Consider the following 19,839-nt stretch of genomic DNA (forward strand, 5'->3'; position numbering starts at 1 on the left):
ATCAGGCGATGATCTTGGCCACCACACCGGCGCCCACCGTGCGGCCGCCTTCGCGGATCGCAAAGCGCAGGCCTTCTTCCATGGCGATCGGCGCAATCAGCTTGACCGTGATGGCCACGTTGTCGCCAGGCATCACCATCTCCTTGCCTTCAGGCAAGGTGATCGAGCCGGTCACGTCGGTCGTGCGGAAGTAGAACTGCGGGCGGTAGTTGCTGAAGAACGGCGTGTGACGGCCCCCTTCGTCCTTGCTCAGCACGTACACCTCGGCGGTGAACTCGGTGTGCGGCTTGATCGAGCCGGGCTTGCACAGCACCTGGCCGCGCTCGACGTCTTCACGCTTGGTGCCGCGCAGCAGCAGACCGACGTTGTCACCAGCCTGGCCCTGGTCGAGCAGCTTGCGGAACATTTCCACGCCTGTGACCGTGGTCTTTTGCGTGTCGCGGATACCGACGATTTCGATTTCCTCGCCCACCTTGATGACACCACGCTCGACGCGGCCAGTCACCACCGTGCCACGCCCGGAGATGGAGAACACGTCTTCCACCGGCATCAGGAAGGCACCGTCCACAGCGCGCTCGGGCGTGGGGATGTAGGTGTCCAGCGCCTCAGCCAGCTTGAGGATGGCAGGCTCGCCAATGTCGCTCTGGTCGCCTTCGAGCGCCAGCTTGGCCGAGCCGCGGATGATGGGGGTGTCGTCGCCGGGGAAGTCGTACTTGGAGAGCAGCTCGCGCACTTCCATTTCGACCAGTTCCAGCAGTTCCTCATCATCGACCATGTCGGCCTTGTTGAGGAAGACGATGATGTAGGGCACGCCCACCTGGCGCGAGAGCAGGATGTGCTCGCGCGTTTGCGGCATGGGGCCGTCGGCAGCGGAGACCACCAGGATGGCGCCGTCCATCTGCGCAGCACCGGTGATCATGTTCTTGACGTAGTCGGCGTGGCCCGGGCAGTCCACGTGGGCGTAGTGGCGGTTGGCGGTCTCGTATTCAACGTGCGAGGTGTTGATGGTGATGCCGCGCGCCTTTTCTTCCGGCGCGTTGTCGATCTGGTCGTAGCCTTTGGCTTCGCCGCCAAACTTCTTGGACAGCACGGTGGCAATGGCCGCCGTCAGCGTCGTCTTGCCATGGTCCACGTGCCCGATCGTGCCCACGTTCACGTGGGGCTTGGTGCGCTCAAACTTACCTTTTGCCATTTTGATTCCTTGCGGTTAAAGAACACGCCCGTGTTCGGGTTTTAGGTCTGCATGCGGCTGCCGGATTCCTGTCCACGGACAAAACAGGGGCGCCGCATCGCAGACCGGCGCAAGGCCCCAAGGCCCTGCACCAAGGGGGTTTACTTGGCGCGCGCGGCGATGATGGCTTCGGCCACGTTCTTGGGCGCTTCCGAGTAGTGCTTGAACTCCATCGTGTAGGTGGCGCGGCCCTGCGTCATCGAGCGCAGCTGCGTTGCGTAACCGAACATCTCCGACAGCGGTACCTCGGCCTTGATGACCTTGCCGCCACCGATCATGTCGTCCATGCCCTGCACCATGCCGCGACGCGACGACAGATCGCCCATCACGTTACCGGCGTACTCTTCCGGAGTTTCCACTTCCACGGCCATCATCGGCTCGAGGATGACAGGCTGGGCCTTGCGGGCACCTTCCTTGAAACCGAAGATGGCGGCCATCTTGAAGGCCTGCTCGGACGAGTCGACATCGTGGTAGGAACCGAAGGTCAGACGCACCTTCACGTCCACCACCGGATAGCCCGCCAGCACGCCGGAAGTCAGCGCTTCCTCAACGCCCTTCTGCACGGCCGGGATGTACTCGCGCGGCACCACGCCACCCTTGATTTCGTCGACGAACTCGAAGCCCTTGCCCGGCTCCTGCGGCTCCAGCGTGAAGACGACGTGACCGTACTGGCCCTTGCCGCCGGACTGGCGCACGAACTTGCCTTCGACGTCCGTAACCGTCTTGCGGATGGTTTCGCGATACGCCACCTGCGGCTTGCCTACGTTGGCTTCAACGCCGAATTCGCGCTTCATGCGGTCGACGATGATGTCCAGGTGCAGCTCACCCATGCCGGCGATGATGGTCTGCCCGGATTCCTCGTCGGTATTGACGCGGAACGACGGGTCCTCAGCAGCCAGACGCGACAGCGCAATGCCCATCTTTTCCTGGTCGGCCTTGGACTTGGGTTCAACGGCCTGGCGAATCACCGGCTCGGGGAACTCCATGCGCTCGAGCGTGATGATGGCCGAGGGATCGCACAGCGTCTCGCCAGTGGTCACGTCCTTCAGACCAACACACGCAGCGATATCACCAGCGCGCAGTTCGTCGATCTCATGGCGGTCATTGGCGTGCATCTGCACGATGCGGCCGATGCGCTCCTTCTTGCCCTTGACCGAGTTGTAGACGGTATCGCCCTTGGTCAGAACACCGGAGTACACCCGCACAAAGGTGAGCTGGCCGACGAACTGGTCGGTCATCATCTTGAATGCCAGTGCGGAGAACTTCTCGTCATCGCTGGCCTTGCGCGATGCAGGCTCGCCATTTTCGCCCACGCCCTCGACCGGAGGAATGTCCACCGGCGACGGCAGCAGTTCCACCACCGCATCCAGCATGCGCTGCACGCCCTTGTTCTTGAAGGCGGAACCACACAGCATCGGTACGATCTCGCCAGCGAGCGTGCGCAGGCGCAGACCCTGCACGATTTCCTGCTCGGAGAGATCGCCCTCTTCGAGGTACTTGTTCATCAGCTCTTCGCTGGCCTCGGCCGCGGATTCGAGCATCTTCTCGCGCCATTCCTTGGCGGTCTCAACCAGGTCCGCAGGAATGTCGACGTAGTCGAACTTCATGCCCTGCGTGGCGTCATCCCACAGGATGCCCTTCATCTTGACCAGATCGACCACACCCTTGAACTGGTCCTCGGCACCGATCGGAATGACGATGGGCACGGGGTTGGCTTTGAGGCGATCCACCATCATCTGGCGCACGCGGAAGTAATTCGCGCCGATGCGGTCCATCTTGTTGACGAACGCAATACGCGGCACCTTGTACTTGTTGGCCTGGCGCCAGACGGTTTCCGACTGGGGCTGCACGCCGCCCACCGAGTCATAGACCATCACCGCACCGTCGAGCACGCGCATGGAGCGCTCCACTTCGATGGTGAAGTCCACGTGGCCCGGGGTGTCGATCACGTTGATGCGGTGCTCCGGGAAGCTGCCATCCATGCCCTTCCAGAACGTCGTCACCGCAGCCGACGTGATGGTGATGCCGCGCTCTTGCTCTTGCGCCATCCAGTCGGTCGTCGCCGCACCGTCATGCACCTCGCCCAGCTTGTGCGAGAGGCCGGTGTAGAACAGGATGCGCTCGGTAGTGGTGGTCTTGCCGGCGTCGATGTGGGCCGAAATACCGATGTTGCGATAGCGCTCGATGGGGGTCTTGCGAGCCATATTCAATACTCCATGAACAACCAAGAGCCCGCCTGCTGCATTGGGACAGGTCGGGCTCAGGGCCGCAATTAAAAATCAGATCAGAAGCGGAAGTGGCTGAACGCCTTGTTGGCTTCAGCCATGCGGTGCACCTCATCGCGCTTGCGCATGGCGCCGCCACGGCCTTCGGTGGCTTCGATCAACTCGTTGGCCAGCCGCTGCGCCATCGACTTCTCGCTGCGCTTGCGGGCCGCTTCCTTGATCCAGCGCATGGCCAGTGCCACGCGACGCACCGGGCGCACCTCGATCGGAACCTGGTAGTTGGCACCACCGACACGGCGGGACTTCACTTCCACGATTGGCTTGACGTTGTTGATAGCCGTGGTAAAGACTTCCAGCGGCTCCTTGTCCTTCTGTTTCTCACCAATGATGTCCAGCGCACCATAGATGATGCGCTCGGCCACCGCCTTTTTGCCGCCTTCCATGATCACGTTCATGAATTTGGACAGCTCGACATTGCCGTACTTGGGATCCGGCAGGATTTCACGTTTGGGAACTTCGCGACGACGTGGCATTTTTCACCTCAAAAATTTGCTTCAGCTGGCGCCATGCGCCATGCAGGCCATCAGGACACTGCACTTACTCGACCCGACCAGACAGCACTCCCGGTTACCGGGCCACTACGTCTGCACCGCATCGTCACTGCGGAAAGGCAGACACCGTAAACCAAAAGAATGACAAAACAAAAACCGTGACAGGACACCTTTTTACAAGGCCCGCACAGCCGACTACAGACCTTAAGCCTTCTTGGGCCGCTTGGCACCGTACTTGGAACGCGCCTGCTTGCGATCCTTCACGCCCTGCAGGTCCAGCGAACCACGCACGATGTGGTAGCGCACACCCGGCAAATCCTTGACACGACCGCCACGCACCAGCACCACACTGTGCTCCTGCAGGTTGTGGCCTTCACCGCCGATGTACGAAATGACCTCGAAGCCGTTGGTCAGGCGCACCTTGGCGACCTTACGCAAAGCGGAGTTCGGCTTCTTAGGCGTGGTGGTGTAAACGCGCGTGCAGACGCCGCGGCGCTGCGGGCACTCCTCCATCGCGGGGCTCTTGGACTTGACGGTCTCAACAGCGCGCCCTTGACGGACTAACTGATTAATCGTTGGCATTGAATCGAGTTCCTCAAACGTGATTGCTTGGTTTCTAACATCAGCCCTTGTACCTGCCGCCGCGTGAAGACGACCTGCCGCAATAGGCCAACCCTTCCGCAAAGAATGCGAAAAGCCCGCCATTATCACATGCTCGTGCGCCTGCAGCAAGTATGGCGCTATTGCTTGCCCGGCGAACCGTGCAATCCTTGCCACAATGCCCGCACGGCATTGGGCATGCTTCTTGATTGGCTTAAGGGCGCAAGGCTTCTGCCAACGCCTTACATCCCACCCAGAATGCACCATTGCGATGCATTCTCCATTGCGACAACTTGAGAACACACCATGAGAATCACCATCATCGGCGCGGGCATGGGCGGTCTGTCCGCCGGCATCGCGCTCAAGCGTCTGGGCCACGACGTCAAGGTGTTCGAGAAAGTCTCGGACATCAAGCCCGTGGGGGCCGCCATCTCCCTCTGGTCCAATGGCGTCAAGTGCCTGAACTACCTGGGCCTGCACAGGCAGATTGCCGCGCTGGGCGGCAACATGGATTCCATGGCCTATGTCGACGGCAAGAGCGGCAAGACGATGACCGCGTTCAGCCTCGCACCGCTGGTTACGCAGATTGGCCAGCGGCCCTATCCCGTCTCGCGTGCGGCGCTGCAGAACATGCTGATGGACGAGTTTGGCAGGCAGGATGTGACGCTGGGCATGGCGGTCACGGACGTCGAGGATGACGGCGCGACAGTGACGGCCCGTTTCGCCGATGGCAGCAGCGTGCAAAGCGATCTGCTGATAGGCGCGGATGGCACGCATTCGACCGTGCGTGGCTACGTGCTTGGCGAGCAGCCCGAGCGGCGCTATGCCGGCTACGTGAACTGGAACGGCCTGGTCGAGATCGACCCGGCCATCGCCCCCGCAGACCGGTGGACCACCTTCGTCGGCGAAGGCAAGCGCGTGTCGGTGATGCCGATTGCGGGCAACCAGTTCTACTTCTTCTTCGACGTACCCTTGCCCCTGGGCCTGCCCAACGAGCGCGAGCACTACAAGGCGCTGCTGCGCGAATACTTCCAGGGCTGGACGCCGCAGATTCAGCTGCTGATCGACCGCATCGATCCCGCCGCCACCAATCGTGTGGAAATCCACGATATCGAGCCCTTCATGCAGTGGACCAGAGGCCGTGTGGCGTTGCTGGGCGATGCGGCGCACAGCACCACGCCCGACATTGGGCAAGGCGGCTGCCAGGCCATGGAGGATGCCATCGTGCTGGCCCATGCGCTGCAGACCAACACCCTGGGCATTGAGGATGCATTGCAACGCTATGCCAAGCGCCGCGCGCCCCGCGCAGGCGAGCTGGTGCTGCGCGCGCGCAAGCGCTGCGACGTCACCCATGCCAAGGACCCGGCGATCACGCAGGCCTGGTACGACAGCCTCTGGCAGGAGGATGGTCACACCATCATTCGCGGCATCGTCGGCAACATGCTCGGCAGCCCTTTCGACTGACCGCATCCCGACGATGCGGCGTTATCTGTCAACGCCCCACTGGGTGCCGTCGGCAGCCAGCGTTTCGCCCTTTTTCTCGGTGATCAAACCGTAGGCATGGGGCTGGCGATGCAGGTCGAAATTGAAGGTCGTGCGCTTGTAGACGGCGCACCAGTCGAGGTCACAGCGCGCAAGCTGAACCTCGTCATCCTTGGTGATGCAGCGCGCCACCACCTCCCCTGAGGGAGCAACGATGCAACTGCCGCCTATGCTGTCGACCCCCTCTTCCAATCCAGCCTTGGCCACTCCGACGGCCCACATCCCGTTCTGGTAGGCCCCGGCCTGCAGCGAGAGCTGGTTGTGAAACAGCGAAAGATCGTCATGCTGGGGCGCTGGCGCGTTGTGCACCGGCGTGTTGTAGCCGATGAACACCATCTCGCATCCCTGCAGGGCCAGCACGCGATAGGTCTCCGCCCAGCGCCGGTCGTTGCACAGCGCCATGCCCATCACGCCACCGAATGCCCGGCGCACGTGAAAACCGGGGCCCGGCTCGAAGTAGCGTTTCTCCAGATGCTGGAAGCGCCGCCAGGGCTCGTGCTCGCTGTGGCCAGGCAGATGCACCTTGCGGTACTTGTCGACGATCTCGCCCCTAGTGTTGACCAGTATGGCGGTGTTGTAGCGATGCAGCCCGTCGGCCTCACGTGCCAGCTCCGCATACCCGAGGTAGAAACCAATCTCCAACTGCCGCGCCAGATCAAACAGCGGCTGCGTGGCGATATTGGGCATGCTGGTCTCGTAGAAGCTGTGCAGCTCCTGCACATCGTCGATGTACCAGCGCGGGAAAAACGTGGTCAGGGCCAGTTCGGGATAAACGATGATCTGTGCGCCCAGCGACTTGGCCTCGCGCATCATCGTGCACAGCCGCTTGACCACTGCAGTGCGGCTGTCGGCGCGCTGGATCGGGCCCAACTGGCCCATTGCGACGTTGAGGTGGCGACTCATGACGATTTCTCAGGTGGGGAGGTTTCAGCGATTGGCGCGTTCGAGCACGGCCTGCAAAAGGACTTGCGCACCGCGCCCGAGATCAGCTGGCGGCGTGTATTCATGCACGTTGTGACTCACGCCATCGACGCTGGGCACGAAAATCATGGCGGCAGGGCAAATACGCGCCAGCATTTGCGCATCGTGCCCCGCCCCGCTGGGCAGGCGCAGCGTTGACAACCCCGCCTGCTTCGCATGGCGCTCAATGCTCGCGATCATTTCCGCATCAAAGGCTACCGGTGCGAAGTCCGCCAGCACCTGCGTCTGCAGCTGCACGCCATGGGCAGTGGCGCACTGCATCGCATAGGCGTGCAATTGCGCGCGGGCGGCGGCCAGCACCTGTGCATCGGTATTGCGCAGGTCCACCGTCATACTGGCCTCGGCAGCGATGACGTTGACCAGATTGGGCTCCAGCTCCAGGCTGCCCACAGTCGCCAGCTGCCCGCCACCCATCCGCTGGACCAGGTCGTGGACGAATGCCGCCGTGCGCATGGCCGCCATACCGGCATCGCGACGCAGGTGCATCGGGGTGGTGCCTGCATGGTTGGATTTGCCTGAGAACGTCAGCCGCGTCCAATAGATGCCCTGCACGCCCTCGACTACGCCGATCTGAATGCCTGCCTGATCGAGCACCGGCCCCTGTTCAATGTGCAACTCGAAATAGCTGTCGACTGCGGGCTGCCCGACCTGTGCAGCGCCATCGTAGCCAATGCGGATCAGTTCCTCGCCCAGCAACGGGCCGTCGACGGCTCGCGTCTGCAGCGCCTGCTCAAGAGGCAAACCTCCCACGTAGACCAGGCTGCCGAGCATGTCCGGCTGAAACCGCGCGCCCTCCTCATTGGTAAAGAATGCCACCGCCAGGGGTCTGCGCGTGCGTACGCCAGCTTGGCGCAGCGTGCGTACGACCTCCAGCCCTGCCATCACGCCCAGATTGCCGTCGTACAGCCCACCGGTGCGCACCGTGTCGATGTGCGAGCCCATCATCACCGGGGGAAGATCCTCGCTACCGGCATAGGTTGCGATGACGTTGCCAATGGCATCCACCTGCACCTGCATATCCAGTGCGCGCATCTGCGCCACCGTCCAGTCCCGCGCGGCCTGATCGGCATCGGTCAACGCCAGACGGTTGACACCTCCGCCCGGTAAGGCCCCGAACTGGCCAAGGGTCTGCAGGCTGTCCAGCAGCCGCTGGGTATCAATGTGCAGCATGGTGAACCTCTGCCGTAGCGTCTGTTGCCTGCGCCGGTACGAGCTGCGCATAAAGCGTGGGGTCCGTATCGCGCTCGCTGCCAATGAAAAACAGCCTGCTGTCAGGCGCGATTCCCAGCTGGGCCCGCTGCGCCGCATCTTGCGCGATGGCAATGGCAGCGGCGAGACCGGCCGTGGCGGACTCGCCCGCAACGATGGCCGGATCGCCAGGCAGCGGGCTGGCCAGCAGACGCATGACTGCGACCGCTGCGGCGTCATCGACCGTCACAAATGCGTCTGCGCCCTGCTGCAGGATCTCCCAGGCCAACAGCGATACCTCCCCGCAGGCCAGGCCGGCCATGAGGGTATCCAGCGCCCCGGTCACTGGCGTCAGGCGCTGCGCTTGCGCGCTCCGGTACAGACAGTCAGCCTTGTCCGGCTCGACCACGACGAATGTCGGGCGATGCCTGCCGGCCTGCCTTGCGCGCTCCCAGAACCAGGCGCAGACGGCGGCGGCAAAACCACCGACGCCCGCCTGGATGAAGACATGGGTCGGCCACTGCGCCCATTGCCCGGAGGCTTCCTCGACCATGCATTGGTAGCCCTGCATGACGTCACGCGGCACCTCTGTGTAGCCAGGATACGAGGTGTCGGAAATGACATGCCAGCCGTTAGCCTGTGCCTGCTGCGCGGCCTGCCGCACCGAGTCGTCATAGTTGCCCTCCGTTCGCACGACCTGCGCGCCGTAGCGGGCGATGGCATCGGCGCGTCCGGCGCTCACGGTGGCATGAACAAAGATCACACACTGGCAGCCGAACATCTTCGCCCCCCATGCAACCGAGCGGCCATGATTGCCATCGGTCGCACAGGTCACCGTGACCGATGCACTGACCTGACGCACCTTTGGATCGTCCAGCTCAGACAGCGTCACCGCCCTGCCAAGCTGGTGGCTGGCCACCCGGCAAAGCTGGCGCGCCACGGCATACGCGCCGCCCAGCGCCTTGAAACTGCCCAGCCCGAAGCGTCCGCCCTCGTCCTTGTAGTCGATGCGCGCCACGCCCAGTTGCCGCGCCAGCGCAGGCAAACCATGCAAAGGCGTTGGCGCGTAGCCTGGCCAGGCAGTAATGGCTGCGTGCGCGCTCGCCAGTGCGGCGCGGCTGAGAATCGCCTCGCGTCTGGCACCGTATGGCTGCTGTGGCGCCAGCGCCGGGTTGCGCAACATGCGCGCGCGAAGTGCAGGCACGACCGATGTCGGTGGGGATGTCATGGAACAAGCCTTTCAGAATAAACAGTAAAAAACACTGAGTGACAGCGCCGAGCTCCCGCGGTGTGCCACGTGAAGCCCGGCTACGCCCGCTCATGGGCCTCCGTCAAGATCGCCGATCTGCTGGTGCAGCACCTCAATGGCTGCCAGGCGCTGACGTGTGCCACGTGTATCGCTGCGTGCCATGGCCTCGGCCATGTAATGGATCAGCGAAAACGCCGCCAGGTGGGAATCGAACAGGTGATGGCGCGGATTGGGGCAGCACAGACAGGTATCGGCCAGAGGCACCAGATCCGACGCGGCAGCATCGGTCAGCAGCAGCACCCGAGCCCCTTGCAAGCGTGCAGCGCGCATCCACGGCAGCAACTGGCTGGCGCGGCGCCGAAAATCCATGACCACGACCCAATCCCCCTTGCGCAGCTGGCTCAGCAATTCACTGGCACGCGCGGCGGCATCGGCGAGCAGAAACACCTCGTTGCGCAACTGCAGCCACAGTGCCTGTGCATAGATTGCAGGCACATGGCTGGCGCGCATCCCAAGCACGAAAACACGCCGGGCTCTATACAGCTTTTCCACGGCAGCATCGATCTGCGCTTGCGTCAACGTCTCCTGCAAGGCTTCAAGCTGCTGTATCTGCAGGCTTGCATGCGCGGACCATGCCGCATCCGCACCGCGCGCGGGTGCGCTGGCGCGCGCCCTGCGGCCTGCCGCGGCCGCATTGCGCGCCAGCGGCGAGTCACCCAGTTGCGCACGCTGCTCGCGCCGCAGCTCCTGAAAATTGCGGTATCCCAGCTTCTGAAAACAACGTGCCGCGCCTGCAGGCGAGATCCCCGCCAGTGTTGCCAACTCACGTGCGGTAAAGCCAGCCATCGAAAACCCAGGCTGTACAAGCACCTGCGCCAGCTTGCGCTCGGACTCCGACAGCTGGGCCCAGCGCGCCTGGATACGTTGTGACAACGACCCCTTGGCCGCTGGCGACATCACGCGACCGTCCGCGAAGTCCGCCAATCCGCCAGGCGCCCCATTACGGGGATATGCGCCGCTTTGTCGTGCCACCCCAACCAATGCACACCAAAATGGTGCTGCAACACCTCACCACACAACGCCATCGTCGCCATCCCGGCACCTTTCATCGCGAACCTGCCATAAGAAATATTTATTCCATTGCATTTAAAGAACGGAATATTCATTCCATTGGCAAGCACATTCGATGCCAGCTGCGTGGCGCACTCTGCACACTGTTCATGGTCAACGTTGGCACAGGGATTGCATGAAACGCCGTATTCCTTATCCCTTGACAGAAAGCCTTGCCATGACCTTCAAGCTTCCGACCTCATTCCTGTCCTTTGCCGCCGGCTGCGTGATGGCTCTGCCCATGGTGACCGCCCATGCCGATGACTCCCTGGACAAAATCCTTGCCAAGGGCAGTATCGCCATTGGCATCGCGGGGGACTTCCCGCCGTACGGCTTTGTCGGCCCGGACTTCAAGCCCCAGGGCCTGGAGATCGATCTGGCACACCATGTGGCCGGGAAGCTGGGCGTCAAGCCGGACCTGGTCACCGTGACCAACCCCAACCGCATTCCCTACCTGCAGACGCGCCGCATCGACGTCATCATCTCCACACTGGGCAAGAATCCCGAGCGTGAGCAGGTCATCGACTTTGGCTCCGCCTACGCGCCATTCTTCCAGGCCGTGTACGGCCCGGTCAGCATGGACATCAAGTCCATCGAAGACCTTGCCGACAAGACTGCTGCGGTGACCCGCGGCACCATCCAGGACGACATCCTGACTCAAACCGCCCCCAAATCCCTGCGTATCCAGCGGTTCGAGGACGATGCGTCCACGGTTCAGGCATTCGTCTCCGGCCAGACGCAACTGCTGGTGACCGGCGTTTCCGTTGCCGACATGGTGATCCGCAACAACCCACAGCTCAATGCCGAGTACAAGCTGCTGCTCAAGGACTCGCCCAACTTCATTGGCGTACGCAAGGGTGAGACGGCGCTCAAGGAGCGGCTCAACGCGATCATCCTTGAAGCCAAGGAAAGCGGGTATCTGGAAGAGCTTTCGCAGAAGTGGCTGGGGCGCAGCACTGGAGAGCTGCCTCTGTAACCCCAAGCCAAGGCGATGCAGGTGGTGCGGACGGAAAGTGCCACCTCGTCATGCTTTGGCCGCGCGCGTTGCGCGCGAGGCCTGCCGATGTCGCGGCCGCACCGCACCATAGCGGACGCCGCGCCAGCTCTGCCCTGCCGAAGAATCTCCGCCACGGAATCTGCCCATGACTTTCGATCTCATGCCCGTGCTCGCGCAGTGGCCCATATTGCTCAAGGGCCTGCTGCTGACACTGCTTTTGACAGCCGTTGGAACACCATTGGGAGTACTGCTGGGCATTGCGTGCGGCTGGCTGCGCGTGCACGGTCTGGGACCTGTCCGCCTGGCCGTTGGTGCGTTCGTTGAACTGATGCGCAACACGCCATTCATCATCCAGCTGTTCTTCATCTTCTTCGGCCTGCCCGCCATGGGCTTCAGGCTGAGCCCGCTGCAGGCCAGCCTGATTGCCATGACGCTGAACCTCGGGGCCTACAGCGCGGAAATCGTACGTGCCGGCATGCAGGCCACGCCGAAAGGGCTGGTGGAGGCCGCCCAGAGCCTGGCGATGAATCGCTGGCAGGTGTTCCGGCACGTAGTGCTGCCGCCATCGCTCAAGCGGGTATGGCCTGCGCTGGTCAGCCAGATCATTCTGGTCATGCTGGGCACGTCGGTGTGCAGCCAGATATCACTGGAGGAGATGACGTACAGCGCCAACCTCATCTCCAGCCGCACCTTCCGCAATTTCGAGGCCTATGTGCTGGTGGCAGCTGCCTATCTGGCGCTGGCCATCGTGCTGCGTCGCCTGCTCAACTGGGCCGGACCGCGCTGGCTGTTTGGCCGCTGACGCCCAACCAGGACCGACACCATGATGGAATTTCCCTTTTCCGCCATTGCATGGCAGCTGATGCTGGCGCTGCGCTGGACGGTTGGACTGTCGCTGATCGCCTTTTTCGGTGGCGGTTTGGTAGCGCTGGTGCTGTTGGTTGCCCGCATCACCAACACGCGCTGGGTCAATATGGCCATTGCCTGCTACGTGCAGATCTTCCAGGGCACGCCGTTGCTGATGCAGCTGTTCCTGACCTACTTCGGCCTGGCGCTGCTGGGGCTGCAGACCTCCCCCCTGGTGGCCGCAGCCGTGTGCCTGACGCTCTACACCAGCGCCTTCCTCTGCGAGATATGGCGCGGCTGCGTCGAGGCCATCCCCAAGGGCCAGTGGGAAGCATCCAGCAGCCTGGCGCTCAACTACCTCGAACAGCTGCGCTACGTCATCCTGCCGCAGGCCGCACGCATCGCCATGCCACCCACTGCGGGTTTTCTGGTCCAGGTCATCAAGGGCACCGCACTGGCCTCGGTGATCGGCTTCGTCGAGATCACCAAGGCCGGGCAGATGATGTCCAACGTCACCCACAAGCCGTTTCTCATCTATGGCTGCGTGGCGCTGCTGTATTTCGCACTGTGCTATCCGATCTCCCGCTGGTCGCAGCATCTGGAGGCACGCCTGCGTCCCTCCCCGCAGCACGCGTGACCTCCTCCAACCATCACCGCCAGGAACGCCATGCAAGCCAACGCATCTTCTCTACCCAACGCCGCCACGGTTGCGCCACACCCGCTGGTATCCATCCGCGGCCTGCGCAAACGCTATGGCAGTAACGAGGTGCTCAAGGGTATCGATCTGGACGTGCACCGCAGGGAGGTCATCGCCATCATCGGCAAGAGCGGCTCCGGCAAGAGCACCCTGCTGCGCTGCATCAATGGGCTGGAGCAATTCCAGCAGGGCAGCCTCACCGTACACGGTCAGGCACTGGAGCCGGGCAACGCCGCCGCGATGCGCGAGTTGCGCAAGGACGTCGGGATGATCTTCCAGAGCTTCAACCTGTTTCCCCATCTGAGCGTGGGTCGCAACATCATGCTGGCCCCCTCTCTGGTAATGCGCCTGCCCCGGCCCGAGGCCAAACACCGTGCCAGACAGCTGCTGACACGCGTTGGTCTGGCCGACAAGTTCGACAGCATGCCCGATCAGCTCTCGGGAGGGCAGCAGCAGCGGGTGGCCATTGCCCGCGCACTGGCGATGGAGCCGGAAGTGTTGCTGTGCGACGAAATCACCTCTGCGCTCGATCCAGAGTTGGTGGGAGAAGTGCTGCACGTCATCGAAGACCTGGCATCGCAGGGTATGACCATCATCATGGTGACGCATGAGATGAACTTCGCGCGCAAAGTTAGCGACCGGGTGATATTCATGCACAAGGGCAAAGTGCATGAAGAGGGTGCACCCGATAAATTGTTTGGCAGTCCCACCTCCGCCGAGCTGCGGCAATTCCTCTCCGCCATGCATTGAGGCCCACGGGCGATTCACTGGCAAAAACATTTTTACTGCCGACGAAAAACTCCCGTTCTGGCATGAAAACTGCATTTGACAGTCCCAGTGCTGCCATATCGGCCGTGCCGCACGTTGTCAGTGCGTTTTTCCCTTTCATGCCATCCAAAAAGGTTCCCGCTAATGAAACACGTTGCTCTTGCTCCCCTGGCCACCGCTGCCATTGCGTCACTGGCATTTTCCAGCGCACACGCGCAAAGCGTTCGCATCCACGGTACGGCTGATGTCTATGTGGGCTCGATGAAATATGCCGGAAACGAACGCCAGTCGCGCGTTGGCAGCGGCGGCATGACGACGTCCTACATCGGTTTCAGCGGCAGCGAGGATCTCGGCAATGGCCTGAAGGCCGGTTTCGCGTTCGGCCAGTTCTTCCGTATGGACAGCGGTGCGCAAGGCCGTTTCAACGGCGACACCACCTATGCGCGCGATGCCAACGTCAGCTTGTCGGGCGGCTTCGGCAGCATCAAACTGGGGCGCAGCTCGGCACCCAATTTCGTACCGTCGCTGTCGGCCAACCCATTCGGCGCTTCGTTCGGGTTCTCGCCGCTCATCGTCCACATGAATACGACGACACTGAACTCAGGAGCCTTCGGCTATCAGCGCACCACCGCTGCCGACACGGGCTGGTCCAACCAAGTTGTCTACAGCACTCCAGTGATCGCTGGCGGTCTGACCGTCAATCTGCACTACCAGTTCAGCAATCTCGCTGACGCTGGCAACAGCGAGGACGAGAAGAAAAACATCGGCATCAGCGGCCGGTATGTGCATGGACCACTCATGGTGACCGGCTTCTACGAAGAAGCCGAGCTGACCAACCCGAATGTAGCCGGCCGCACCAGCGACTGGCTCAATGCCAAGAACTGGATGCTCGGCGGCACCTGGGATTTTGAAGTCGTCAAGGCATACCTGAGCTATGGTGCCGGGGAAGACCTGCGCATTGCCGGAGATGAAACAGAAACTTGGCAGGTTGGTGCCAGCATTCCGATGGGCCCTGCGGGCAAGTTCCTTGCGTCCTACGCTGAAACGGAGTTCGATCCTAGCAATACGGTCAGTGACCGTACCCGCAAGACGCTGACCGTAGGCTATGACTACGCACTGTCCAAGCGCACGGATATCTATACCATCGTGATGCACGATCGATTCACTGGCACGGACAGCGGCACCAGCTACGCCCTGGGCATCCGCCACAACTTCTGAGCACGACGCCCCGCCACCGCAGGCGCGGCACGGCGAAAAAAACCGCGAAGCGGCTGCGCCCTTCGCGGTTTTTTTCCCTGCCTCCGATGTTGACGGCAAGCTGCCGGGACGGCAGTGCTTGGTCGTCCACAGCGAATTGGCGGGGCCGATCCGCGTGCCAAATCAGTGCGCGGAATGGTCGTGCTGATCCTCCTGATGCTGCATGGCTCCGCTCGCCGCCGACGGCTGCTCCACCCAGACCTGCACCGGCACACTGCCGGCCTTCTCGAAATGCACCGTCATGTCGAATGCATCGCCCTCCTTCAGGGGCTGCTTGAGTCCCATCAGCATGACGTGCAGCTTGTTGCCCTGGCCCAGCGTGACGGTCTCACCCGCTGGAACCGGCACGCCATCGACCTTGAACATCCGCATGACGTCGTTGTCCATCGTCATGTCATGGATTTCTGCATGGTCCGCGATGGGGCTTTCCACACCGATGACGCGGTCATCGCTTGCTCCTGCGTTCTTCACGCCGAACCAGGCCACACCGTTCTGGATGCCTGGCGTTGTCGGGCGCGCATGGGGATGGATGACCTCCAGCTCGCCGATCTTGAAACTGTGCGCGCTCGCTGACACGGCAACCAGGAATGCGGCACAAAAGGCCAGATGCTTGAAAAGCTTGAACATGGTTTTTCTGTAAATCAAAAAGGGAAAGGACGCCCACCAGCAGCCAAGCGCGATGGGCCAGCGATGTAACGCGCACGGCGCACGGCACCTGCCGGCGATCAACAGTTGCGTGCGCGTATCCATCAGGCGTGCGGCGGCGCCCTGCACGGCGGCGCCATTGCACGGACTCGCATGCTGGGCTGCCATCGCGCACTGGGCGGATGCAGCGTGAGACGTTGATAGGGCCGCAGAAAGCCACTCGGCAGGCGCTCTGCGCCACCGTGGGCCGGGATGATCTGCCCGAAGCTCACCCAAGGACATGGCTGCAGCGGCATGGCTGCTTGCTCATCATCCTCGGCTGCCAGACCGTGGCGTGGATCGACGAGAAGCTCAATGCTGACCTGCTGCACCTGCACCCATTGCATGCCGTGCTGCGTGCACAGCAGCACGCGATGGCTGTCCAACGGAGCGGCGTTGAGTACCGTCGGATGCAGCGCCGCCCACAGCAGTACCAGCGACAGCATCCACACTGTCGCGCGCATCAAAGGGGAGCTACGGTGAAAATTCACAGGGATGCAGCAATCGGGCAAGGTCAAACTGTGGCAGTGTAGCGGAGCTGCTCCCGGCCACTCCTTTCCAGCGCTGAAGGTCGTGCCCTGCCAGTGTCTTTTGCTCGCCTCCCCTCCTATTTGTGGAAAAGCTGGCTCATATGCCTGACTTGCGGTTCACGCCGTGCAGTGGATCCCACGGCGAGGCAACGCTGCAGCTGCAGCGATGGGGAACCAGTTCCTAGGAGCCTGCCAGCCACGCCCCGACATGCGGCGCGGATGCCTCCTTGAGCAAAGCCGGCCCGACGCATGCGATGGGGCGCGTGGAAGCGGCAAACACTTCACGGCAGGACATGTGCAGATCGATCTGGTCGCCGCGGCTGCCGCGAAATGCGCGCAGCCGCACCGCGTCGATGCCGTAGACCACACGACCGATATTGGCCCAGAAGATGGCACCTGCGCACATCACGCAAGGCTCGCCCGAGGAATAGATGGTGCTGGCGGCAAGGCGCTCACGGCTGTGTTGCTGGCTGGCCAGGCGCACGGCCGATGTCTCCGCATGCGCCGTGCAGTCGCCGGTCTCGCCATTGGCGTTGCAGGCTTCGGCCAACACGGTGCCGTCGTCGGCCACGATCACCGCGCCAAAGGGGCGGTTGCCGCGGGCACGTGCCTGCGCCGACAGCGTGATCGCGTGCAATAGATAGCGGGCATCACGCGCATCCAGCGCTTGTTCATCGGGGGCGTCAGGGTGGCGCATCGCTTGCCTCATGCCGGCACCTTTCTGGCCGTCAGTTCGGGTAGATAGGCATCATTGAATATGCTGTCCGGGGATGGCACACGCTCCAGCGCAAAGGTCTGCGCCACCGCCTGAACCTGATTGTGCAGCACTTCTGGGTCGACCCCGCCAAGGCCCACGCTTGCAGTCTCCGGTGCAGCAATATAGCCACGGCTGATGGCCCAGCGCTGCCGTTCCACGTCAGGTTGCAGCAGTGGCTCGCGCTGAAAGGTGGCGTCAAGCGCCGGGCTGGCATCGGCCAGTGTCTCCAACAGCGCCCGGTTACTCGCGCGCAGGAATGCGCGCACCAGCTCAGGCCGCTCGGCCAGCAGTGCATCGCTGGCGAGAATGGCATTGCCGTACAGATGCGTGCCCGTCTTGACGTATTCCAGCACCGCCAGTTGCTCCTGCGGCACGCGGGCGAACAGCGAGACAGCCGAGTCATGGAAGTAGGTCGCCGCATCCACGTCGCCACGCACCACCACGTTGTCACGCGCGCTGAAGTCGGTCGTCACCCACTCGAACCAGTCCTGCGGCACATTGAGTTGACGCGCCACCATCGGCCAGGCGCGCCGCGTCGATTCCACCGCCGCGGCGGCCACGCGCTTGCCCTTGAGCGAGTGGAAATCCTCCGTGATGCCACGGTCACGCCGGCCGATGATCACGAATGGCGCACGGTTGTAATACTGGTAGACGCCCGTCACGCCAGCGGCACCGGGGTTGTTGGCGCGAAACTCGATCAGTGCACTGATGTCGCCAAGGCCCAGGTCGTAGGCCCCGCTGGCTACCCGTGTGATCGAGGCCACCGAGCCCGAGCCGACGTCAATCTGCACTTCCAGCCCCTCCTCGGCATAGTAGCCCTTGGCTGCCGCAAGAAAGAATGGCGAGGTCTGCGACGTGACCCGAAAGTCCAGCGTGAACTTCAGCGGCGTCAGCGCCTTGGAGGAGGATTGGGCAAGGCCCAGCGGAGGGCATGCAAGGGCAGCGCCGGCAATACCGGCAGTGCAGAGGAAGTGGCGTCGTTTCATCGGGGAGTCCAGAAATGGCAGTCGATAAACCTGCCCGCACCACAGGCAGGACGGGGTCGAGCAATTTCCGGGCGACGCGCACCATGCCGGTGCAACGCGCTGAACGCTTCTACTCTGGGCACAGGATTCGCAATATGCATGCCAGCTGAGTGCGCTGGTACGGAACCTGCTTGCGCTGCTGCCGAGAGTAGAAGCGTTCAGTTGGCCATCCTGCCGTGGGTGGTGCCAGCGGGTCATTGCTCTTGAAGCCGGCAGGCAACGGGCACGCAGTGCCCCACCTGCCAGATCCCACTTCAAGAGCGGCAGCGATTGCGGACATACCTCCATGTGTGCGCCTACCGCCCTTGACTTCATCAGGAGTCTACCCATGACCATCACAACTGCCCCCCTCGCCGAACTTGCCAAGGAAGCCCGCATGGGCGGCGAAGGCACGGAGAGCACCCGCCGCGAAGTGCGCCGCATCGATCTGTCCGACTTTGCCGCGCGCAAGCGCGAAATCGCCGAGCAGCTCTGGAGCGCAGCGCGCGACATCGGCTTCTTCCAGGTCGTCAACCATGGCATTGCGCAAAGCCAGATCGACGGCGCGTTTGCCGCTGCCGAGCGCTTCTTCGCGCTGCCCGATGACGTGAAGGCGCAATGGCCGTTGCGCCGCAACGCCGGGTGGGAAAGCAAGGCGCAGGTGCGTCCCTCTACGCGCACCCCCGACCAGAAGGAGTCCTACCAGATCACCGTGCCCCGCATGCAAGGGCTGTGGCCGAGCGAGCAGGAACTGCCGGGATTCAAGCAGGAGGTGCTGGCTTTCGAACGCGAGTGCTGGTCACTGGGCATGCAGATCCTCTCATGCTTTGCATGGAAGCTGGGCTTTGCCGAAGACTTTTTCGACAAGGCGCACGATCCGGCCTCGCCCGGCTACCAGAGCACACTGCGCATGCTGCACTACTTCGGCGTCGATGAAGGCTCCCTGCAGGGCCAGCCCGGCATCTGGCGCGCCGGTGCCCACACCGATTACGACAGCCTGACCCTACTGTTCCAGAAGAAAGGCCAGGGCGGACTGCAGGTGCTGCCTGGCAAGGAAATGGAGAGCCAGGAATGGACCAGCGTGGAGCCTGACGAAGGCGTGATCACCTGCAACATCGGCGACATGCTCATGCGCTGGAGCGACGACGTGCTGCCCTCCAACTTCCACCGCGTGCGCTGCCCTCGCCCCGGCGAGTACATGGGTCCGCGCTACAGCCTGGCGTTCTTCTGCCAGGCCAACGAGGAAGCCATCATCGAAGGCCCGCTGAAGAAATACCCACCCATCAGCGGTGGCGACTATCTGCGCGAACGCATCACCGCCAACTTCGCGAAGTACTGAGAACCTGTTCGCGATCTTTTTATGCACCGCGCAGTCAGGCAAAAGTGCGGCGGGCAAGGCGCCTGCCGCAGCCCAGACTGGGCGTCTGCGCAAGGCAGGCAACGCCGCCCGGTGTGCTTTTGCCTGGCTGCCCTTCGGGTTGGCTCACCAGACGCACGCTGCGGCGTTGCAAATCCTCGTCGGGCCACCAGCCCGACTGCGGTTCGCGCCTTGCATCGCATCGTCTGGTGAGCCAACGCGGTACATAAAAAGATCGTGAACAGGTTCTGAGGCCGCTTTCCCC

20 protein-coding genes are annotated in these 19,839 nt (G+C 62.7%); 8 read left to right on the plus strand and 12 right to left on the minus strand.

The window, feature by feature from the left end; all coding sequences use genetic code 11:
* Position 1: 1 nt before the first annotated feature.
* The 4 genes from tuf to rpsL all read right to left on the minus strand — a co-directional run bounded on the left by tuf (position 2) and on the right by rpsL (position 4,589).
* Entirely contained in the window at positions 2-1,192 is a 1,191-nt protein-coding gene (gene tuf / locus AAV94_RS04520; protein WP_046741049.1) for an elongation factor Tu, read from the minus strand.
* A gap of 140 nt (positions 1,193-1,332) precedes the next feature.
* On the minus strand, positions 1,333-3,435 hold the full coding sequence (gene fusA, locus AAV94_RS04525) for an elongation factor G (RefSeq protein ID WP_046741152.1): 2,103 nt from the start codon (positions 3,433-3,435) through the stop codon (positions 1,333-1,335).
* An 80-nt stretch (positions 3,436-3,515) separates the two neighbouring features.
* Positions 3,516-3,989, minus strand: a complete 474-nt coding sequence (gene rpsG, locus AAV94_RS04530; protein WP_046741153.1) for a 30S ribosomal protein S7 — start codon at positions 3,987-3,989, stop codon at positions 3,516-3,518.
* Between the two features lie 222 nt (positions 3,990-4,211).
* Positions 4,212-4,589, minus strand: a complete 378-nt coding sequence (gene rpsL / locus AAV94_RS04535) for a 30S ribosomal protein S12 (protein ID WP_046741154.1) — start codon at positions 4,587-4,589, stop codon at positions 4,212-4,214.
* A 324-nt stretch (positions 4,590-4,913) separates the two neighbouring features.
* Between rpsL and hpxO the strand changes: the two genes are divergently transcribed.
* Positions 4,914-6,071, plus strand: a complete 1,158-nt coding sequence (hpxO, locus tag AAV94_RS04540) for an FAD-dependent urate hydroxylase HpxO (protein WP_046741155.1) — start codon at positions 4,914-4,916, stop codon at positions 6,069-6,071.
* A gap of 21 nt (positions 6,072-6,092) precedes the next feature.
* On the opposite strand, the gene AAV94_RS04545 is transcribed toward hpxO, so the two are convergent.
* The 4 genes from AAV94_RS04545 to AAV94_RS04560 form a co-directional block, all read right to left on the minus strand.
* Entirely contained in the window at positions 6,093-7,052 is a 960-nt protein-coding gene (locus AAV94_RS04545) for an N-carbamoyl-D-amino-acid hydrolase (protein WP_046741156.1), read from the minus strand.
* Between the two features lie 24 nt (positions 7,053-7,076).
* Positions 7,077-8,300 carry a Zn-dependent hydrolase gene (locus tag AAV94_RS04550; RefSeq protein WP_046741157.1) on the minus strand — a complete coding sequence of 408 codons (1,224 nt, stop codon included), beginning with the start codon at positions 8,298-8,300 and terminating at the stop codon, positions 7,077-7,079.
* A complete protein-coding gene (locus AAV94_RS04555; RefSeq protein ID WP_046741158.1) occupies positions 8,287-9,546 on the minus strand; it encodes a diaminopropionate ammonia-lyase in 1,260 nt (419 codons plus the stop codon). The genes AAV94_RS04550 and AAV94_RS04555 overlap by 14 nt, the downstream gene beginning before the upstream one ends.
* Before the next feature lie 90 nt (positions 9,547-9,636).
* Positions 9,637-10,524: a MurR/RpiR family transcriptional regulator gene (locus AAV94_RS04560; protein ID WP_046741159.1), complete on the minus strand. Its 888-nt coding sequence runs from the start codon at positions 10,522-10,524 to the stop codon at positions 9,637-9,639.
* Positions 10,525-10,619: 95 nt separating this feature from the next.
* Between AAV94_RS04560 and AAV94_RS14825 the strand changes: the two genes are divergently transcribed.
* The 6 genes from AAV94_RS14825 (at position 10,620) to AAV94_RS04585 (ending at position 15,203) form a co-directional block, all read left to right on the plus strand.
* Complete coding sequence (locus AAV94_RS14825) at positions 10,620-10,817, plus strand: hypothetical protein (protein ID WP_156454343.1); 198 nt, start codon at positions 10,620-10,622, stop codon at positions 10,815-10,817.
* Between the two features lie 38 nt (positions 10,818-10,855).
* Positions 10,856-11,653 (plus strand): transporter substrate-binding domain-containing protein, encoded by a 798-nt coding sequence (locus AAV94_RS04565; RefSeq protein ID WP_046741160.1) that lies wholly within the window; start codon positions 10,856-10,858, stop codon positions 11,651-11,653.
* Positions 11,654-11,819: 166 nt separating this feature from the next.
* On the plus strand, positions 11,820-12,476 hold the full coding sequence (locus AAV94_RS04570; RefSeq protein WP_156454344.1) for an amino acid ABC transporter permease: 657 nt from the start codon (positions 11,820-11,822) through the stop codon (positions 12,474-12,476).
* Between the two features lie 21 nt (positions 12,477-12,497).
* Positions 12,498-13,157: an amino acid ABC transporter permease gene (locus AAV94_RS04575; protein WP_046741162.1), complete on the plus strand. Its 660-nt coding sequence runs from the start codon at positions 12,498-12,500 to the stop codon at positions 13,155-13,157.
* A gap of 30 nt (positions 13,158-13,187) precedes the next feature.
* Positions 13,188-13,967, plus strand: coding sequence for an amino acid ABC transporter ATP-binding protein (locus AAV94_RS04580; protein WP_046741163.1), 780 nt, complete (start codon positions 13,188-13,190; stop codon positions 13,965-13,967).
* Positions 13,968-14,129: 162 nt separating this feature from the next.
* Positions 14,130-15,203 (plus strand): porin, encoded by a 1,074-nt coding sequence (locus AAV94_RS04585; protein WP_046741164.1) that lies wholly within the window; start codon positions 14,130-14,132, stop codon positions 15,201-15,203.
* A 162-nt stretch (positions 15,204-15,365) separates the two neighbouring features.
* Here AAV94_RS04585 and AAV94_RS15040 read toward each other — a convergent pair whose 3' ends face one another.
* The 4 genes from AAV94_RS15040 to AAV94_RS04605 form a co-directional block, all read right to left on the minus strand.
* Entirely contained in the window at positions 15,366-15,869 is a 504-nt protein-coding gene (locus AAV94_RS15040) for a copper chaperone PCu(A)C (RefSeq protein WP_046741279.1), read from the minus strand.
* A 122-nt stretch (positions 15,870-15,991) separates the two neighbouring features.
* A complete protein-coding gene (locus AAV94_RS15045; protein WP_197408008.1) occupies positions 15,992-16,393 on the minus strand; it encodes a hypothetical protein in 402 nt (133 codons plus the stop codon).
* 244 nt (positions 16,394-16,637) lie between these two features.
* Positions 16,638-17,165: a nucleoside deaminase gene (locus tag AAV94_RS04600; RefSeq protein ID WP_231731236.1), complete on the minus strand. Its 528-nt coding sequence runs from the start codon at positions 17,163-17,165 to the stop codon at positions 16,638-16,640.
* Positions 17,162-18,199: an ABC transporter substrate-binding protein gene (locus tag AAV94_RS04605; protein WP_046741167.1), complete on the minus strand. Its 1,038-nt coding sequence runs from the start codon at positions 18,197-18,199 to the stop codon at positions 17,162-17,164. Before AAV94_RS04605 ends, AAV94_RS04600 begins: the two co-directional genes overlap by 4 nt.
* 367 nt (positions 18,200-18,566) lie before the next feature.
* Here AAV94_RS04605 and AAV94_RS04610 point away from each other — a divergent pair, with 367 nt between their 5' ends.
* Entirely contained in the window at positions 18,567-19,556 is a 990-nt protein-coding gene (locus AAV94_RS04610) for an isopenicillin N synthase family dioxygenase (protein ID WP_046741168.1), read from the plus strand.
* Positions 19,557-19,839 lie beyond the last annotated feature (283 nt).

This window comes from Lampropedia cohaerens, from assembly GCF_001005215.1.
GTDB classification, from domain to species: domain Bacteria; phylum Pseudomonadota; class Gammaproteobacteria; order Burkholderiales; family Burkholderiaceae_C; genus Lampropedia; species Lampropedia cohaerens.

Bases quoted from the DNA above. Each gene is read 5' to 3' on its own strand.
- AAV94_RS04580 (WP_046741163.1), top strand. From the start codon at position 13,188: ATGCAAGCCAACGCATCTTCTCTACCCAACGCCGCCACGGTTGCGCCA.
- AAV94_RS04560 (WP_046741159.1), bottom strand. From the start codon at position 10,524: ATGTCGCCAGCGGCCAAGGGGTCGTTGTCACAACGTATCCAGGCGCGC.
- rpsG (WP_046741153.1), bottom strand. From the start codon at position 3,989: ATGCCACGTCGTCGCGAAGTTCCCAAACGTGAAATCCTGCCGGATCCC.
- tuf (WP_046741049.1), bottom strand. From the start codon at position 1,192: ATGGCAAAAGGTAAGTTTGAGCGCACCAAGCCCCACGTGAACGTGGGC.
- AAV94_RS04610 (WP_046741168.1), top strand. From the start codon at position 18,567: ATGACCATCACAACTGCCCCCCTCGCCGAACTTGCCAAGGAAGCCCGC.
- AAV94_RS04555 (WP_046741158.1), bottom strand. From the start codon at position 9,546: ATGACATCCCCACCGACATCGGTCGTGCCTGCACTTCGCGCGCGCATG.
- AAV94_RS04565 (WP_046741160.1), top strand. From the start codon at position 10,856: ATGACCTTCAAGCTTCCGACCTCATTCCTGTCCTTTGCCGCCGGCTGC.
- AAV94_RS14825 (WP_156454343.1), top strand. From the start codon at position 10,620: ATGGTGCTGCAACACCTCACCACACAACGCCATCGTCGCCATCCCGGC.
- AAV94_RS04570 (WP_156454344.1), top strand. From the start codon at position 11,820: ATGACTTTCGATCTCATGCCCGTGCTCGCGCAGTGGCCCATATTGCTC.
- rpsL (WP_046741154.1), bottom strand. From the start codon at position 4,589: ATGCCAACGATTAATCAGTTAGTCCGTCAAGGGCGCGCTGTTGAGACC.
- AAV94_RS04600 (WP_231731236.1), bottom strand. From the start codon at position 17,165: ATGAGGCAAGCGATGCGCCACCCTGACGCCCCCGATGAACAAGCGCTG.
- hpxO (WP_046741155.1), top strand. From the start codon at position 4,914: ATGAGAATCACCATCATCGGCGCGGGCATGGGCGGTCTGTCCGCCGGC.
- AAV94_RS04575 (WP_046741162.1), top strand. From the start codon at position 12,498: ATGATGGAATTTCCCTTTTCCGCCATTGCATGGCAGCTGATGCTGGCG.
- fusA (WP_046741152.1), bottom strand. From the start codon at position 3,435: ATGGCTCGCAAGACCCCCATCGAGCGCTATCGCAACATCGGTATTTCG.
- AAV94_RS04605 (WP_046741167.1), bottom strand. From the start codon at position 18,199: ATGAAACGACGCCACTTCCTCTGCACTGCCGGTATTGCCGGCGCTGCC.
- AAV94_RS15040 (WP_046741279.1), bottom strand. From the start codon at position 15,869: ATGTTCAAGCTTTTCAAGCATCTGGCCTTTTGTGCCGCATTCCTGGTT.
- AAV94_RS04550 (WP_046741157.1), bottom strand. From the start codon at position 8,300: ATGCTGCACATTGATACCCAGCGGCTGCTGGACAGCCTGCAGACCCTT.
- AAV94_RS04585 (WP_046741164.1), top strand. From the start codon at position 14,130: ATGAAACACGTTGCTCTTGCTCCCCTGGCCACCGCTGCCATTGCGTCA.
- AAV94_RS04545 (WP_046741156.1), bottom strand. From the start codon at position 7,052: ATGAGTCGCCACCTCAACGTCGCAATGGGCCAGTTGGGCCCGATCCAG.